The following is a 16,591-nucleotide window of genomic DNA, read 5'->3' as shown; positions in this document are numbered from 1 at the left end:
GTACCAAGTTTTTTTACTTTTAGAAAAAGATTCCACTTTCTCTATGTATAATGGGAAAAGAAGGGAGTAAAGAAAAAAGGGCATATGTTAGCCCTTTTTCTTTACATATATATCGATTCAAAACCAATTAGTACCGAGATGATGAAAATCACTGAAATGGTTTTAGTAAGATCTAGTTTCGTTATAAGTTTGGGACTAGAAAATTGCAATTGGCCATTAAAGCAGCGAGATGCCATGGCTTCATATACTTTATCTGATCGATCTAATGATTTACGCAGCAAACACCCTGTCAACTGGCCATAGATTTTTAGTTGACTTAACCCGATTCCTCCTTTAAAAAAACGAGATTTCGCTGCCGTCTGCATTTTTTGGATATCATCTAGAAACAAAAAGACGTAACGATAGGACAGCATTAAGACCGTTATTAAGACGGGAGGGACTTTTAAGTGAGATAAACTTGTCATGAATTGTTCTAGAGATTGAGTATCTAGTATGATTGTAATAACGGTCATAGACGTAAACGCTTTTAAAAAAATGACGATAGCAAACGAAAGGTGATCAACAGAAAAAGCACTGCCTTGACCAAACACTAAGGGAAGGGTCATTAATAAAAGAAAAGGTAAAATTATTAAATATCGTTTTAACAACAATGTGATTGATATTCCCATTAGGAAAACAGCTATAAACGTAATTAAATAGGCGATGGTTATCATAATCGGGGAAGATAAGCTTATGACACCAAAAATATACAAAACAGCGGCTATTAGCTTCGCTCGGGGTTCCCATGAGAGAGCCCATTTACTAATTCCTTGTAGCGATTCGGCTTCTGTGTTCGTTGTCATAACCCCACCCCTATTCCATTAGCGTTTATGTTTATCTATATTGCTCTACTTTTTCTTTTAACCGTTAACAATATAATAGCCGCACCAATAAATAAACCAATAAAAAACATAGCTGCCAACGTCCAAATGTTTGTTGAAGATGCTTCATTAGTCTCGCTCGTATCTATGAGTAAAGTTGATGTTTGACTAATAACCTCATATTCTTCATCTTCTAGCATGCCGGTTTCCTCTGTTCGAACATTGGCTTTAAGCAACCATTCTCCTGAGGAATCAAGATTAAGTTCAATACGGCCATTCTGATCAGATGCACCCTCTAATATTTCTCCTTCAGGTCCGTATGCTGTTACGGTTGCATCAGATACTTCAACACCATCTAGAAGAATAATGGATTCAAAATTACCCGTAGTGAAGTTGCTTGTATCTCCTGCAGGGACAATCTCAAGATTTAAGTCAATGGGTTGATTAGAGTTAGATGAGTTCTCTCCAATATAGTGAATCGCTTTTGCCATTTGATTACTTAATTGGGTAATTCCAGAGTCTGGAGTATATGTACTCGGTTTTCTGACTGCCCAAAAAGTATAAGCACCTTCTTCAGTAATTGGCACATAAGAAACAGCGTGAACACCAATGCTCTCGATAGAAAGTTGATCGGTGTCTCCATTAGGATAACGGACAAACAATTCATATTGATCATGATTTGCTTCATCTAAGAAATCTCGTAGATGGCCCCATAACACATCAACTCGTAATTCTTGTTCAGTTTCGTTCTCTTCGACTTGAATAAATAATTCATGAGCAGATATGTTTGATGGGAATAAAAATAGGAAACAACAAACAGCAAACAGAAGAATTAACATTGTATTTTTCATGTTTTCACCTCATAGTGGTTTTTTCTCCCGAACGGTAATAAAAGAAAGCTGCTATAAAAAAGAGGAATGTTACACCCAACAACGTTCTAATCCATAAAGGAATGGTTTCGATCCCTTGTTCTTGATTCCCAGTAATAAAAGTTGCTCGATGTCCTAAGCCATCATCAGCAACAAAACGATACGGTTTAAGTGAGTTCTTAATAGTGAAGTCGCCCCTGTTATCTACTGAGTTTTCATATAGCAATGTCCCGTTTTCGTCAAAAACTGAAACAAAAGCTAATTTTGCTGGCGATCCATCATCGTATCGAATGTGCAAGGTCTGCTCATCTACTTGCTCTATAAGCATTCGATGAGCAGATGCAGATTCAGGAAACATAGTAATAAAAAGAAATAGAGATAAACATAGAATTAAAGAGAACCAACCCCAGCCTTTTTTCATTTTCTTTCCTCACCACCTCCATGTACTCAGACATTCTTCTCAAATAAGCTCGGCTTCATTTCGAATAAATGTTTCACGGCAAACCCTGTTAACACGCCTTCTAATAAAGCTAATGGAACATAAGCAAAAATGACGATCCGAATAACAGAAAATACCCCGTCTCCATAACGCTGATCCGAAACCAGTAAAAGAAGGATCAGCAAAGCAACTCCAATACAGATGGCTGTAAATCCAGAGAGGAAACCTTTTAAAAACAAAGGGGATTTTCGAAAAGTAAGAGAAAGCCAGTAAATGATTAAGGCGGGGACAGACATTAAGATCATGTTTGCTCCTAATGTTGTGATGCCACCATGTTGAAATAAAACAGCTTGTAAGATTAATCCTATAAAGATGCCAAGAGGAGCACGCCTTCCTAAAACTAAACCTAAAAATCCGCCTAATAAAGGATGAACAGAGGTTGGGCCAATCGGAATATTAATTAAAGACGCAACAAAAAAAGCACCTGTAAGTAGGCTGATCCTAGGAATTTCTTCTTCCTTTACTCCTTTTATGGAGTAGGCCAATATACCAACAGCACTAGCTGTAGTCGCAATAGCTACAGGAAGACTAATGACTCCGTCGGCAATATGCATAAATGGATCCCCCCTCCTTGTGACGATATTCGATTTCCTTCTGTCTTCTATGTGAAAAAGCTACAACATAAATACATTTAACTATATCGAAATGTTTTGCTGTTTATGTTTGTCCGACAAAATTCTTTCACTTTTTTTAAAAGGACAAGTTTTACGCACGTATAAGCAAATGAAGGAAGGTATGAAACCATTTTTAAAAGAGTAGAGACGGCTAACTATACGAGGTTGTCCTCTAAATCATAATGTAACGTAAGAGAGAAGGGAGGGAGGGACATTGCGGAAATATGGGCCAAAAACAATCATTCACAATTTTACGGTCAACCATATTTCAGGAGGAGCCTCGATTAACTATGGACCATCTATTCATAAAGGTCATCAAGCAAATCAAAAAATAAATGCTGATGAAATTGTTATAGGAGATGAGTTTAACTTTGGAGGTTCAAATAACGAAGAAGATGAAGAAGAAACTGAGAATGATAACAATCAAGAAATAAAAAACAAGAAGAAGTAACATGAACTGGTGGAGGAGCACGCACTATCTCTTACAAAATAAACGGCATACTCCCGCCACTTAAGCTACTTCATAAAACCACTAATTAACTTCCACATTGGGTTCACTTGGTTATAGAAATTGACCGCCTTTCCAATTCCTCCACCCATTTTATTGAAATGATAAAAGGGAGAAGCCGGATTTGTCATTGATTGCGGTGGAACTGCTTGTTGAGTGTTTGCGTTTGAAGCAGTTGCATTTTGATGGCTTCCTTCTTTTTTAAATTCCTCTCCTACAGGGTAATCTTCCGGACCAAAAAATGATTTTAAAAATGGGTGATTCATAGGACCATTACTAGGAATTCCGAAATTCATAAAAGATGGATGAAATGGATTTTCCATTTGGAACGGTTGGCCTGAGTTGGAAGGGTTATTTGATTGAGTCGTTTGACCCAAATAATTTGGTGGAACTTGTTTGAAAAAATTTTTAAAAAACGGGGTATTCATAGGTAACTGCTGCATACCAAACTCAAAAGGATTAAATCCCATTGGAGATATCGGTGGCTTTGAATGACGCCTAGGTTGATTCGGAAACATATGATTCTCCTTTGCATCTTAATTTATTATATGGTAGTGTATGTCGTTCATTAAAGAATGTCCGGGTAACTACCTAGAAATCTGTTCAATAGGGGTACCTGCTTGAAAAACACTGTCACCTATTAAATTCGCTTTCATAAAAATATAGAAGAAGCTGTTAATGGGAGGGACAAAAGTGAATAGAAATTGGCCGAATCATTGGAAAAAATCCTTACCAAATTTTCTAGGAGAAGATTTCTTCTCTGCTTTTGAAAATATGGATGTTGAAGGGAACAGTAGTTCTCACGCCGAGGTTAGCATGAATATATATGAGTCTGGAAACGAACTATTGTGTATCTTTGCAACACCTGGCTTAAAGCTTGAAGATGTCGATATTTATGTGTACGAGAAGACACTTGAAGTTCGAGGGAACATAAATATCGATTATAATGGCTTTAGGTTAGTCCATCAAGAAATCCCGCAAGGCCCTATTCAACGAACAGTGGAGCTGCCTTTTGCTGTTCGAGATGATAAAGTTGAAGCATTGTTTAAAAGCGGCCACTTATTTATTCATTTACATCGGTTATTTAGACCAAATCAAGCAAATAACAAAATAATCGTTCAGAATTTAGATCAGACCAGCCGAAAATGAAGCTGGTCCTTTTTTATTGAGGGAATAAGGCTTTCTTCTTTGAATATATATGTGTTGGGATGAACTTCGACTCCTTTCAGCAAGTTTCATACATCCTAGATTACGGAGAACAGAGGTGGTTATATTGGGCTTTTTTGACGATCATGGGCTGAGCTTTCGAAAGAAAAAAGCGCTTGAGAGTGATCGGCAATATGATTTGTTAGGGCTTGAACAAGCAGCTAAGGAAGCAAAAATTCCCGAAGTGGAGAATCAGAGAATTTTAGAAAGGTCCCTTAAATATGGATTGGAAGCTGCACCATCCATTGGTGATCGTACAATTTCAACTTTCACGAGGGAACCAAGGCCAGCATATGCCGGAATCCCAACTTTTTTGCGCACGCCTTTTCTGGAAGATGTCCGAAAAGTGGGAGATTATGATGTGGCATTCATGGGCGTACCTTTTGATATTGGCACAACTTACAGAGCAGGGGCTAGGTTTGGACCAGAAGCCATTAGAAGAATTTCTAAGCTCTACACAAGTTATAGTTATGAAAAAGGAGTTGATTTAGTCGAATCTCTAAAAATGTGTGATGTAGGTGATGTTTTTACGATTGCAAACATTGAGAAAAGTTTTGATCAAATTTACAAAGCTGTATCTCATGTATTTGCGCAAGGTACGTTACCAGTCATGCTAGGAGGAGATCATGCTATTGGTTATCCTTGTTTGAGAGCTATTGCCGAAAACGTTGACGGAAAAGTCGGGATTATTCACATGGACCGCCATCTCGACCTTCAAGAAAAAGATATGGATGAACGAATGCATACAACTCCTTGGTTTCATGCAACAAATATTCCTAATGCGCCCCCAGAGAACCTCGTTCAAGTAGGGATCGGTGGGTGGCAAGTTCCAAGAGAAGCTGTAAAAAATGTACGTAAGTTTAATACAACGGCTATATCCATTATGGATATAGAAAGGTTAGGCATCGAAAAGGTCGCAGAAATTGCTCTAGAAAAAGCATGGAAAGGAGCTAGTGCTGTTTATTTAAGTGTTGATATTGATAGTTTTGATGCTGGCTTTGTTCCTGGGACTGGTTGGCCTGAACCAGGAGGGTTTACACCACGGGAAGGATTGAAATTTTTAGACTTAATAGCAAGAGAAGGCATTTGCGGCTTGGAGGTCGTAGAAGTATCACCACCGTATGATATTAGTGATAAAACGGCTTTGTTGGCTACTCGTATTATTGCTGATGTATTAGCAACGATGGTGGATGCAGGCAAATTAGGAAAGAAATTTACGTAGTGTTGTCCAGATTTTTAAAGAAGTGACTGGTTGTAACACTAGTCACTTCTTATAAAATATTCAAATCTTGGAGGTGTTCTACCATGAACGCAATCGACATAGACGGATTAACGTATCAGTACCAAGATGGAACAAGGGCAATAGAGAACATCTCACTCGAGATACCTATTGGATCGAAAGTTGCGTTGCTCGGCCCTAATGGAGCCGGGAAGTCCACATTTCTCCATCATTTAAATGGGCTAAAGCTACCACAAGAAGGTAGTGTAAACATTATGGGAATTCCATTGTCCAAAAAAAGCACAAAAGAAATAAGACAGAAGGTTGGACTGGTATTTCAAGATCCTGATGATCAAGTTTTTTCGGGAACAGTCATAGATGATGTTGAGTTTGGTCCTCGAAACTTGGGGATGTCAGAGGAAGAAATTGAAGATGTCTGCCGCGCAGCCTTAGGGTCAGTTGGAATGTTAGAATTCAAAAAGAAGGCACCATTTCATTTAAGCTACGGTCAAAAAAAGAGGGTAGCGATTGCTGGCATACTGGCAATGAAACCAGACATTGTCGTATTAGATGAACCTATGTCTTATCTAGACCCACAAGGGAGAGATGAAGTGGCTGCCTTGTTACAAGGATTAAACTTCATGGGGAAAACCATTCTCCTTTCGACCCATGATGTTGATTTTGCTGCTTCCTGGGCTGATACAATCATTTTGATGAAGGCTGGAAAAATACTAGCAACAGGAGGTCCTGAATTGTTAGTAGATGAAGAGTGGATTAGAAAAGCTAATTTGCATTTGCCTGTCATCGCGCGGTTGTTTCGTATGCTGGATACTAAAAAAATGCCAAGAACAGAACAAGAAGCAGCTAGAATGTTATATGAAATGATTCACTATAATAAAACGTTTTAACAATGGAACTAAACTTGTACCTAGCCTTCATTAGGAAACTCTAAATCTTCCATTTGTTCTTCAAAATTATTCGTATCAATATCATTGAATTGGATTTTTTCATTATTGCTTAATATGTCTTTTAAGTCTTCTGCGTCACCTAGGGCGGTCATCCCTATCATTAAATTTCCTGACAACTCTTCAACGGTTAATTCTTGTATCTTATAATTTATATTTTCAATGTTAATAGGTTTCATTTGTTCAACTTTTTTCTTTTAATTCTTCTTTTTCTTTTTCCATTTGTCCTAGTTTGTCTTGAAGATCTTTTACTTGTTTAGACACTTGTTGGAGTAGCTGTAAGTAGTGGAAGTCTTGGTTTGTTGAATGATAAGAATGTTTGGGACGCTGGGGTGCTTCTTGGATCTCCTCAATAGGCTGCTCCATTTCCGGTTGCTGTGATTGTTGCAGGGAATCATCTCGTTCGTTGTTTTCATCGTTTTCATGCGGACGTTGAAGTGGAAATGATTTATGTGTAGTTGGATAGTAATGGTAACCAGTCTGGTGTTCTTGTTGATAATTATAATGGTTGAAAGGATGCTGTGGTTGTTCTGAATAGGTAGCTTGTTGTGGATACGATTCAGATGTGTAAGGTATATAGTTTTGATAAACCGAATGAGCTGGAACGTTCGTATACCAATTATTCATGTAATCATCTCCTTACATGGTATCAATCAATGTACATGTTAGTTAGTGCCAGGCGGTAATTCAATAATGGGAACATCAACAATTGGTAAATAGGTTCCTGATTCATTGTTTTCTTCACCATTTTCTTCAGGTTCATTTTCCTCATAATATGGCTTTGGGAATTGAGCAGTCGTAGTTCTGTTTTGAGCTAATACGGTTTTTCCTATATTTAAAGATCCGATTGTGCTAATCGAATTGATACGTATGTTTCTAATATTTATTTGCATAAGGTTCAGTCCTCTCTAAACTAAACTTGAGTTTGGCCTTGGTCTGTAAGATCCGGGTCATTTACTAAATTCGCATTGTTAAATTGCAAAGGTGAGAAATTTGCATCCCCAGCTTGAGCATAACCGACATTCATTTTTACATTTGCTTGGTGACCTTTATGCAACACATTACCAAAGTTCACTGATGCATTGTTGGAGGCGCTGTTAATTCGTATACCGAAAATATTATTTACATGTGTCAACGTCGTTCCCCCCATTTATTCCATTTTATTCGTAGCTAAATATCCTCTGTCACAAAGTTATCAATATGTTAATTTATGTAAAAGGAGCCTATTTTGTGAATGGTGTTTTAAACTTTCTCAAATGAAAACAGAACAGATGTGATGCTAGTCTATTCTGTTTTACATTTAAGAATAAAGAGACTTATACTTGAGCTTGAGTTTGATCTGCTACGTCAGGGTCATTTGTTAAGTTAGCATTATTAAATTGTAATGGTGAGAAGTTGGCGTCACCAGGTTGAACATAACCAGAATTAGCTTTCACATTTGCCTGGTGTCCTTTGTGCAAGGCATTACCTAAATTCATCGATGCGTTATTAGAAGTGTTATTGATGCGAATCCCAAAAATGTTATTCATGTGTGTCAACAAAATAGTTCCTCCTAATCGTTGTTCGTCTTCGTAATTAAATCAAGAAAAATATATTGCTATCGTATGCGCAGGGCAATGATATGTTATCGCTTATGGGGAATTTATCAGATTATTTTATAGCAAATTGTTTATTGTTGAATACACATATAGTGCTAACTAACGTAAGGAGGAATGACGAATGAAAATTTATGTCACGTATGAAGGTGAATCATTGTATGATGTTGCAAAGCATTGTAATGTACAGGTTGATGTCTTACAGCAATTAAATAAACATATAAAAGATCCATCGTATATGAAAGGGAACACCCATATTACGATTCCATCAGTCATGGGTATAGAAGGAATTGTTAAAGATGATCAGTTTTTGAAAAATAAAGGAAATGTTTGTGCGTATGTACAAGATGAGCCCGTTCACTACAAGAAGTTGAATATTACTCATTGGCCTTCACAAGATTATACTCATCCACATCCGAAAAACGGGACGCATGCAGCAGAGAAGTTTGATGATGAACCTGTTTACCAGCCTCTCAGTATCAGGTTCCTCAGCATCCACCGAGCTATTATTTACCAAAACACTATAAGCAGTTACAACAGAAGAATACTTGGAAGAGGTATGATCATTATTGATTAGAAAGCAGTTCAATTGAGACAAATTGTATCAATTGAACTGCTTTTTTGAATGCCTGTTTTCACACACTTCCGCCACTTCACTATGTGAGATAAACTTTCAATAATCTTTACGAAAATAACCTTTTGATTTACTATTGACACTGTATTTCTTCCATTTATCTCACTATTAAACTATTGTAATATTAGTTATAGATAATTAAACGCGCTAAACAAGAGGGGATATTTAATATGACTTTTACATTCTCGAAAAAAATGAATGCATTCCAAACGAGTATATTTAACGAATTAGCAGCTTATAAACAATACAAACATGAACAAGGCCATAACATGATTGACTTAAGTATTGGAAGCCCTGACTTGCCGCCTCCTTCAGTTGTCATGGATGAACTAGCAAACAAAACAAAAGATCCATCGTTGTATCGCTATTCGTTGAAAGGTATTTTTGATTTACATAAGGCTATCTCTTCGTATTATGCGAAAAAATATAATGTCACCATAATCCCAGAGGAAGAAACGTTAATGGTAATGGGCTCTCAAGATGGGCTTGTTCATCTTCCATCAGTTATAGCAGATCCTGGTGATATTATTCTTGTCCCGAATCCTGGTTATACAGCTTATGCTGCGGGGATTTCTTTGGCTGAAGCTGTTCCATATTCGATGCCTGTTCGTGAGGAAAATCAATTTTTTCCTGACTTTGACTCGATACCTGAGGAAGTGAAACAAAAAGCCAAAATGATGATTTTAAACTTTCCTGGAAATCCTGTTCCTGCCATGGCAACGAAAGAATATTTTGAACGTGTTGTTGAATTTGCACGTACATATCAAATAGTTGTGCTACATGATTTTGCTTATTCTGAATTGTATTATGAAGAAAAACCGTTAAGTTTCTTGTCAGTTGATGGGGCAAAAGAGGTTGGGATTGAATTTAACTCTTTGTCGAAAAGCTTTAACATGGCTGGTTGTCGAATTGGGTATGTTGTCGGGAATCAATCCATTATTGAAGCTCTTAATCGGTTAAAGTCGAATTTAGATTTTGGTGTGTTTTTGCCTATTCAATACGCAGCCATCCGGGCGCTTGAAAACACAGATCATTTTAGTGAGGAATTACGAAATACGTACAAAAAACGTCGCGATATTCTTGTTGAAGGATTACATTCACTCGGATGGAATGTTGAGAGTCCGCGTGCCTCGATGTTTATTTGGGCGAAAACACCACATCCTTATCACTCAACTGAATTTAGCTACAAATTGATGGACGACTCTGGAATTGTCACAATTCCAGGTAATGCGTTTGGCTCGGAAGGGGAAGGGTATACGAGAATCTCGCTTGTTCAAAACGAGGAAGTCCTGTATTCAGCAATTGATCGATTAAAAAAAAGCAGCTTATTTTCATTATGAGATGTCGGTATAAATAATCTAGAAACATGAATCCTAATTCCATGAGGGGATATTCAAAACAAGAAAAGGGGGTTAGGATATGAATCAAGATTATGATAAAATCAGCAAAATTCAAAAGAAGCATAAATCACCTTATTTGGCTGGTGCGAAAGAACCGAAACTGGGAGTAGAAGACCAGAATGCATCGACTAACTCGGGAATTTCAGTCGGGGCTGAAGGAAGAGATATAAGAGAAAAATAAGGCTTGTAAAGTGTTTCCTTTCGTTTGTTTCAGTTCAAACTTGAAGGAAACACTTTTTTTACGTTACATGTTATAACTTGTTTTGGCGACTCAATGCATATTAGATTTTTCTATGCTTATGTCGGAATATTGTAACAACGTTTCGTATTGCTACTTGTACTTGATTTAACACGATCTATAGAGGTGCTTTTTATTTTTGAGAGCTGTTCAATGATGTTGATAAGGAATAAAGGAGTTGTTTCCTTTGCTTTAAACTGGCTCTCGAACGGCCATGGTCCATCTGTTTCGATTAAAAGTTGAGACAAAGGTACAGATGCTGCTAGCAGTTGATCTCGTTTTCGGTAACAAATTTCGGGTGTGACGGAAATGAAATAACCAGATTGGATGATTTGATCAACAACCTGTTCAGGAGCTTTCAACCAGTGAAAGTGTGCGTTGGTGATTGAATATTTTTTTACTAAGGATAAAGCGACTTCCGCCTTATCATGAACAGCATGTAGAGCAACAGGCAATTTATGTAATTTAGCTGTATGCAAGAAAAACTCGAACAACTCTAAATGTTGTTCGAATGAAGTTTCCATTTCATTAAGGTGATAATGAGGCAAACCAATTTCGCCAATTGCTGTAATTCTTTTGATTTCTTTTGAAATTAACCTTTGCCATTCCTCAATATCTCTTTCTGGAGGTTGTGGTAGTTCAGGATGGAACCCCACTAATGCATGAACAAAATTTGGGAATTTTTGTTGGAGTTCTAATGTTCTATAAGAGGAAGACAAATCATTTGCTACGGCCATCACTCTTGTCACTCCAACCTCTTGCCATTGTTCTATGTCTTTACTTAAAGTACTTGGGTCGTATTGATGCAAGTGAATATGTGAATCGATCATCGAAATCCCCCTCATTTTACTACTGTTTTCTATACCTACTCATTCAATTTCCTCCTCCCTCATATGATGATATTAGTAGTTATGTCACAGTTCATCTTGAGGAGGAACAATATGAAAGTGAAGAAATCTCTAAATTTCATCTATGAGAAGGAAGATTTCTTACTTAGACAGTTTAACATTTGTAAAAAGCACGTGCATAGCGCTTTAGAAGGAATATACGAAACCGTAATATGGCTACGTTCATCTATATTTAAAAATGTCATCAATGATCTTACGTGTTATATAACAGATGAACCGATCAACTTCCCCGGCGAACTGGCCATCGATGATGTAGAAACATTTGAGCCTGTTATTTATATCAATATTATGTCTATAACCGAATGCTTTCAAAATAAGGAATATACCATTGACTTAAAACAGGATCATGCTACTAGTTTTGAATATGCGTCATTTGTCCTGTTACATGAAGTTGGCCATTATGTTCATGCGCTAATTGGAGGAAGTGGCAAAGACAAAAAAGAGCGGCTGTATGATTATTTTGATAAAGGTGAGTATTATTATGAGCGTTTTCTCGATTCTATGACTGATGGAACATCTCATAAAGAAAAGAAAAAATACCGAAACATCCCACATGAAAAAGCAGCAGACAATTTTGCGAGGCAATATGTAAATTTAATTTGCTTGAATAATAATGGAGAATATTAAATAGGTGATAGGACAATCTATCTTTACCATTAACTTTTTATCGTTGGAGAGATAGATCCTATGACCATAACTGAGATGCTTTTTCGAACGACTGTCGCTTTTATTATTCTTTATATTCTATGCCGGTTGCTTAACAAAAAATTAATTTCTCAAATGACGTTCTTTGATTTCGTTGCGGGTATTACAATTGGTTCGATTGTAGCAAGTGGAATCATTATGAAAGACGTTCCTATTTATATGAGCATGTTTGGGCTAATTTTGTTTTGTTTTTACAGTTTCTTAACAAGTGTTATTGCAATCAAAAGTCTCCGAGGTAGAAAAATTCTAGAAGATGAACCAACGTATGTTATGAAAAATGGACAAGTACTTGAAGATGGATTGAAAAAATCAAGGCTTACGATGGATAGCTTGTTAACAAACTTACGAAAGAAAAATATTTTTAATATTGATGAAGTAGACACGGCTATTTTAGAAACGGATGGAACAGTTTCTGTCTTGAGAAAATCACCATATTTACCTGCAATGCAAAAGGATGTGTTCAACGTACAGCCTCCAAGAGGAGTGGGACAAGCTTTTATTGTTGATGGAAAGTTATTGAAAAAAAGTTTAGAACTTCTTGATAAAGATATGAACTGGGTTCGAACCGTTCTTCATGCGAAAAATGTGAGCAAAATTGAAGACGTCTTTTATGCACAGCTAGACGAACAAGGAAATGTCTACATTGATACAAGAACAGATCAAACCTAAAATCATGCTTCCAGTACAAATACTTTGAAATTTGTACTGGAAGCATTTATCATTTCCTGTATACTTACAGTGGTAACCTGTTTAAGTGCTACTTAAAGGAGGTGGGAAAGAATGAAAAATATGTCTAGTTATAATCAATTTCATGAGACTCTAAAAGAGGCATCCGATCATATTTTAGAAGTGATCAGCAAACAAATAAACGTGAATACGTTTTGCGTGGCTAGTAATGACCGAGAAACCAGTCTTATTTTTAGTGCCTTGCACCAAGACGAACACCTTTTTGACGCTGGGACAAGCTTACCTTTTTTAGATGCTTACTGAAGTCTGATCATTGGGGCAGGACGGGATCCTGTTATTATTGATAATACGTCTAAGCATCCAGTTGCTTCAACTTTAGAAGTAACCGAATTATTAAACATTAAAAGTTTTTTAGGTGTACCAATTATATTAAAAGATGGCTACATTTATGGGACGCTCTGTGCAATCGCAACAACTTACTATTCTTTTGAAGAAAAGGATATTGCGTTATTTCAATCAATGGCCTCGTTTCTAGCTCATTATATTGAACTAGAGACATCTGAACATTTATATCGGCAATTAGTCGAAAAGTCGCCTGATGGCATTATGGTTGAAAAAGATGGAGAACTAATTTATACCAATCCAGCTATTCGTGACCTATATGGGAGAGAGACAAATTTAATTGGAGAAAAAGTAACAGACATCGTCCTTCCAAGCGAAAAGTCTCACCTTTATAAAGATTCAACTGCAGTAAAGCAAAACACAGCGGAGAAGAAGTTAATTCAAGCTGATGGCTCAGCTTTACCTATTGAAACGATTGAGAAACCTCTTTTATATAAAGGTGAACAAGCAACTCAAATCATGATTCGCGATATTACATATAGAAAACAAATGGAAGAGTTTATTAATCAATCTGAAAAACTATCGGTAGCGGGTCAACTGGCAGCTGGCGTTGCTCACGAAATTAGGAATCCATTGACTGGAATAAAAGGGTTTCTTCAGCTTTTAAAAGCAACAACAAACGAGCATCATTCTTACTACGATGTGATGATGTCTGAGGTCGAACGTATAAATGAAATTGTTAATGAATTTCTTTACCTTGCTAAGCCAGAAGTCTATAAGATTGAGAAGCATGATATATTGGACCTCATTAATGAAGTGATTATGTTGCTCAATACACAAGCTATTCTAAACAACCAACAGATTGTAACCAATTTTAGTTTAGACCTGCCGAAAATCACTTGTGAAAGCAATCAAATCAAACAAGTTTTGATTAATATCATTAAAAATGCAATGGAAGTGATGAGTGAAGGTGGAGAAATTTACATTACTGTTGAAAAGTCAGAGCATAACCTAAAACTTATCGTTTGTGATGAAGGGAAAGGAATACCAAAGGAAAGATTAGTTCATCTTGGGGAACCTTTTTACACGACGAAAGAAAAGGGGACTGGATTAGGCTTAATGATATCAAGAAAAATCATTGAAGAACATAGCGGAACGTTATCCTTTGCTAGTGTTGTCAACAAAGGAACGTCTGTTACGATTTTATTGCCTATCCATTAATGTTAGGTGTCTTAGAGTGAGATCCTTTAGGTGGATCACTTAGAAGGCACCTTTTTTTCATCTGTACTTTCAATTGGGCAACATAATAATAAGTTAAAATTGTTAATGATTAGTTTTTCTTATGATAAGTATAATAAAATCCTATTTGACTTATAGGGATTATACAGATAGGATGAAAATAGTCATTTTGTACGGTGAATTTTGTTGAAAGTCGTCATTCCTACGAAAATGAACTACACAAGAAAAAGATACTTTGTGAGGTGGATATAGTTGCAACTTCAGGTAATGAACAGTCCGTTTAATCAGGAGCAGGCAGATCTCCTTAATCGCCTTCTGCCAACATTAACAGAGTCTCAAAAAGTATGGTTGACTGGGTATTTAGCAGCTACAAGTCTATCAACTGCTACAGTTGCTCCAACAGCACAAGTTGATGCAGCGGGAACACCTAGTGCTGCTCCTGTTGTGGAACAACAACCAATTTCTAAAGAAGTTACGATTCTTTATGGATCTCAAACTGGAAATTCTCAAAATTTAGCTAAGAGTACAGAAAAAAAACTTAAAGAACAAGGGTTTGATGTAAAAGTTTCATCTATGAGTGATTTCAAACCAAACAATTTAAAAAAGCTACATAATTTACTGATTATTGTAAGTACACATGGAGAAGGAGAACCACCTGATAATGCGATTTCGTTCCATGAATTTGTTCACGGAAAACGTGCTCCAAAGCTAAATGATCTTCGGTATTCTGTCTTATCTCTTGGTGATAGTTCTTATGAATTTTTCTGTCAAACAGGGAAAGAATTTGATCAAAAACTAGAAGAATTAGGCGCAACACGTCTTCATGACCGTGTTGACTGTGATTTGGACTTTGAAGAGCCGGCGGCTGAGTGGGTACAAGGCGTTCTTAATGGGTTAAATCAAACACAAGGATCTAGTCAGCAAGCTATTGTTGAGACAGCCGAGGCGCAAGCAACAGAGTCTGTTTACTCAAGATCAAATCCTTTTAGAGCGGAAGTACTTGAAAATCTAAACTTAAATGGACGTGGATCCAATAAAGAGACTCGCCATCTTGAATTGTCATTAGAAGGATCTGGTTTAACATTCCAGCCAGGAGATAGTCTTGGTGTGTACCCTGAAAATGAACCCGAGCTTGTTGCTGAATTAATCAAAGAGTTAAAAGTAGATGCAAATGAGAAGGTAACGATAAAAAATGATAGCTACTCAGTACAAGAGGCTTTAACGACACAATTTGAAATTACTGTCTTAACAAAGCCACTTTTGGAGAAAGCATCAGCCTTTTTAGCTAATAAAGAATTACAACCACTTTTAGAAGATAGTGAAAAAGTAAAAGAATATATCTATGGCCGTGATTTCTTAGATTTAGTTCGAGACTTTGGACCATGGAACGGGACAGCTCATGACTTAGTTTCAATTTTACGAAAATTACCTCCACGTCTTTATTCAATTGCAAGCAGCTTACAAGCAAATGAAGATGAGGTACATTTAACAATAGGTGCTGTTCGTTATGATGCACATGGCCGTGAAAGAAACGGCGTTTGCTCCGTTTTATGTGCAGAACGTTTACAGCCTGGTGATACTTTGCCGGTATTTATTCAAAACAATCAAAATTTCAAATTACCAGAAAGCCCTGACAGTCCGGTTATCATGGTTGGACCTGGGACAGGCATCGCACCATTCCGATCATTTATGCAAGAACGTGAAGAAATCGGAGCAGAAGGAAAGTCTTGGTTGTTCTTCGGAGATCAACATTTTGTAACTGATTTCTTGTATCAAACAGAATGGCAAAATTGGCTGAAAGATGGCACACTAACGAGAATGGATGTTGCGTTTTCCCGTGATACTGATGAGAAAGTATATGTGCAACACCGCATGCTAGAAAACAGCAAGGACCTTTTTGAGTGGCTTGAAGAAGGCGCATTTTTCTACATTTGTGGTGACGAGAAAAGAATGGCACATGATGTCCATGAAACGTTGCTTGCTATTATTGAAAAAGAAGGCAACATGAGCCGTGAGCAAGCAGAAAGCTATTTAGCTGACATGCAGCAGCAAAAACGTTATCAACGAGATGTATATTGATTGGAATGGAAGGAGTTTTTATAG

Annotated in this window: 23 protein-coding genes; 12 read left to right on the top strand and 11 right to left on the bottom strand. The window is 37.0% G+C overall.

Annotated features, from left to right (window positions below; all coding sequences use genetic code 11):
• Positions 1-101: 101 nt before the first annotated feature.
• From cbiQ to JCM9140_RS03750, 4 genes are read right to left on the bottom strand one after another with little or no spacing between them, the layout of a single operon-like run.
• Positions 102-842, bottom strand: a complete 741-nt coding sequence (gene cbiQ / locus JCM9140_RS03765) for a cobalt ECF transporter T component CbiQ (RefSeq protein ID WP_034742556.1) — start codon at positions 840-842, stop codon at positions 102-104.
• A gap of 35 nt (positions 843-877) precedes the next feature.
• Positions 878-1,711, bottom strand: coding sequence for a DUF4198 domain-containing protein (locus tag JCM9140_RS03760; protein ID WP_034742553.1), 834 nt, complete (start codon positions 1,709-1,711; stop codon positions 878-880).
• Positions 1,712-1,715: 4 nt separating this feature from the next.
• Complete coding sequence (locus JCM9140_RS03755; protein ID WP_034742551.1) at positions 1,716-2,150, bottom strand: hypothetical protein; 435 nt, start codon at positions 2,148-2,150, stop codon at positions 1,716-1,718.
• Positions 2,151-2,176: 26 nt separating this feature from the next.
• Entirely contained in the window at positions 2,177-2,782 is a 606-nt protein-coding gene (locus tag JCM9140_RS03750; protein ID WP_034742548.1) for a CbiM family transporter, read from the bottom strand.
• Positions 2,783-3,056: 274 nt separating this feature from the next.
• Between JCM9140_RS03750 and JCM9140_RS03745 the strand changes: the two genes are divergently transcribed.
• Complete coding sequence (locus JCM9140_RS03745) at positions 3,057-3,293, top strand: hypothetical protein (RefSeq protein WP_034742545.1); 237 nt, start codon at positions 3,057-3,059, stop codon at positions 3,291-3,293.
• 65 nt (positions 3,294-3,358) lie between these two features.
• Here the strand turns inward: JCM9140_RS03745 and JCM9140_RS03740 are convergent, their stop codons facing one another.
• Positions 3,359-3,868 carry a hypothetical protein gene (locus JCM9140_RS03740; RefSeq protein ID WP_034742543.1) on the bottom strand — a complete coding sequence of 170 codons (510 nt, stop codon included), beginning with the start codon at positions 3,866-3,868 and terminating at the stop codon, positions 3,359-3,361.
• A gap of 175 nt (positions 3,869-4,043) precedes the next feature.
• Between JCM9140_RS03740 and JCM9140_RS03735 the strand changes: the two genes are divergently transcribed.
• The 3 genes from JCM9140_RS03735 (at position 4,044) to JCM9140_RS03725 (ending at position 6,683) form a co-directional block, all read left to right on the top strand.
• Complete coding sequence (locus tag JCM9140_RS03735) at positions 4,044-4,499, top strand: Hsp20/alpha crystallin family protein (protein WP_034742768.1); 456 nt, start codon at positions 4,044-4,046, stop codon at positions 4,497-4,499.
• A gap of 124 nt (positions 4,500-4,623) precedes the next feature.
• Positions 4,624-5,778 (top strand): agmatinase family protein, encoded by a 1,155-nt coding sequence (locus tag JCM9140_RS03730; protein WP_156314747.1) that lies wholly within the window; start codon positions 4,624-4,626, stop codon positions 5,776-5,778.
• Positions 5,779-5,861: 83 nt separating this feature from the next.
• Complete coding sequence (locus JCM9140_RS03725) at positions 5,862-6,683, top strand: ATP-binding cassette domain-containing protein (protein ID WP_034742540.1); 822 nt, start codon at positions 5,862-5,864, stop codon at positions 6,681-6,683.
• Positions 6,684-6,703: 20 nt separating this feature from the next.
• Here the strand turns inward: JCM9140_RS03725 and gerPC are convergent, their stop codons facing one another.
• The 5 genes from gerPC to JCM9140_RS03700 form a co-directional block, all read right to left on the bottom strand.
• Positions 6,704-6,919 (bottom strand): spore germination protein GerPC, encoded by a 216-nt coding sequence (gene gerPC, locus JCM9140_RS03720; RefSeq protein ID WP_034742537.1) that lies wholly within the window; start codon positions 6,917-6,919, stop codon positions 6,704-6,706.
• A gap of 4 nt (positions 6,920-6,923) precedes the next feature.
• Positions 6,924-7,367, bottom strand: coding sequence for a hypothetical protein (locus JCM9140_RS03715; protein WP_034742534.1), 444 nt, complete (start codon positions 7,365-7,367; stop codon positions 6,924-6,926).
• Between the two features lie 38 nt (positions 7,368-7,405).
• Positions 7,406-7,633, bottom strand: a complete 228-nt coding sequence (locus JCM9140_RS03710; RefSeq protein WP_034742531.1) for a hypothetical protein — start codon at positions 7,631-7,633, stop codon at positions 7,406-7,408.
• Positions 7,634-7,653: 20 nt separating this feature from the next.
• Positions 7,654-7,875, bottom strand: a complete 222-nt coding sequence (locus JCM9140_RS03705) for a spore germination protein (RefSeq protein WP_235715268.1) — start codon at positions 7,873-7,875, stop codon at positions 7,654-7,656.
• A 181-nt stretch (positions 7,876-8,056) separates the two neighbouring features.
• The gene (locus JCM9140_RS03700; RefSeq protein ID WP_235715267.1) at positions 8,057-8,281 is read right to left on the bottom strand and encodes a spore germination protein; all 225 of its coding nucleotides are present in this window, start codon (positions 8,279-8,281) and stop codon (positions 8,057-8,059) included.
• A gap of 178 nt (positions 8,282-8,459) precedes the next feature.
• Between JCM9140_RS03700 and JCM9140_RS03695 the strand changes: the two genes are divergently transcribed.
• From JCM9140_RS03695 to JCM9140_RS23535, 3 genes are all read left to right on the top strand, one after another.
• Positions 8,460-8,912 carry a LysM peptidoglycan-binding domain-containing protein gene (locus JCM9140_RS03695; protein ID WP_034742525.1) on the top strand — a complete coding sequence of 151 codons (453 nt, stop codon included), beginning with the start codon at positions 8,460-8,462 and terminating at the stop codon, positions 8,910-8,912.
• 227 nt (positions 8,913-9,139) lie between these two features.
• On the top strand, positions 9,140-10,309 hold the full coding sequence (locus tag JCM9140_RS03690) for an LL-diaminopimelate aminotransferase (protein WP_034742522.1): 1,170 nt from the start codon (positions 9,140-9,142) through the stop codon (positions 10,307-10,309).
• A gap of 79 nt (positions 10,310-10,388) precedes the next feature.
• The gene (locus tag JCM9140_RS23535) at positions 10,389-10,550 is read left to right on the top strand and encodes a hypothetical protein (protein ID WP_156314745.1); all 162 of its coding nucleotides are present in this window, start codon (positions 10,389-10,391) and stop codon (positions 10,548-10,550) included.
• Between the two features lie 116 nt (positions 10,551-10,666).
• Here the strand turns inward: JCM9140_RS23535 and JCM9140_RS03685 are convergent, their stop codons facing one another.
• Positions 10,667-11,437: a TatD family hydrolase gene (locus tag JCM9140_RS03685; protein WP_034742519.1), complete on the bottom strand. Its 771-nt coding sequence runs from the start codon at positions 11,435-11,437 to the stop codon at positions 10,667-10,669.
• Positions 11,438-11,548: 111 nt separating this feature from the next.
• Here JCM9140_RS03685 and JCM9140_RS03680 point away from each other — a divergent pair, with 111 nt between their 5' ends.
• The 5 genes from JCM9140_RS03680 (at position 11,549) to JCM9140_RS03660 (ending at position 16,567) form a co-directional block, all read left to right on the top strand.
• On the top strand, positions 11,549-12,142 hold the full coding sequence (locus tag JCM9140_RS03680; protein ID WP_034742516.1) for a hypothetical protein: 594 nt from the start codon (positions 11,549-11,551) through the stop codon (positions 12,140-12,142).
• A gap of 60 nt (positions 12,143-12,202) precedes the next feature.
• Positions 12,203-12,889, top strand: a complete 687-nt coding sequence (locus JCM9140_RS03675) for a DUF421 domain-containing protein (RefSeq protein ID WP_034742513.1) — start codon at positions 12,203-12,205, stop codon at positions 12,887-12,889.
• A 111-nt stretch (positions 12,890-13,000) separates the two neighbouring features.
• On the top strand, positions 13,001-13,210 hold the full coding sequence (locus tag JCM9140_RS03670) for a hypothetical protein (protein WP_034742510.1): 210 nt from the start codon (positions 13,001-13,003) through the stop codon (positions 13,208-13,210).
• A gap of 3 nt (positions 13,211-13,213) precedes the next feature.
• Positions 13,214-14,470 carry an ATP-binding protein gene (locus tag JCM9140_RS03665; RefSeq protein WP_369384398.1) on the top strand — a complete coding sequence of 419 codons (1,257 nt, stop codon included), beginning with the start codon at positions 13,214-13,216 and terminating at the stop codon, positions 14,468-14,470.
• A gap of 270 nt (positions 14,471-14,740) precedes the next feature.
• Positions 14,741-16,567: an assimilatory sulfite reductase (NADPH) flavoprotein subunit gene (locus JCM9140_RS03660; protein WP_034742507.1), complete on the top strand. Its 1,827-nt coding sequence runs from the start codon at positions 14,741-14,743 to the stop codon at positions 16,565-16,567.
• The last annotated feature ends 24 nt before the right edge of the window (positions 16,568-16,591 follow it).

The organism is Halalkalibacter wakoensis JCM 9140 (genome assembly GCF_000513095.1).
Taxonomy (GTDB): domain Bacteria; phylum Bacillota; class Bacilli; order Bacillales; family Bacillaceae_D; genus Halalkalibacter; species Halalkalibacter wakoensis.
This window is presented reverse-complemented; position numbering and strand designations above follow the sequence as displayed.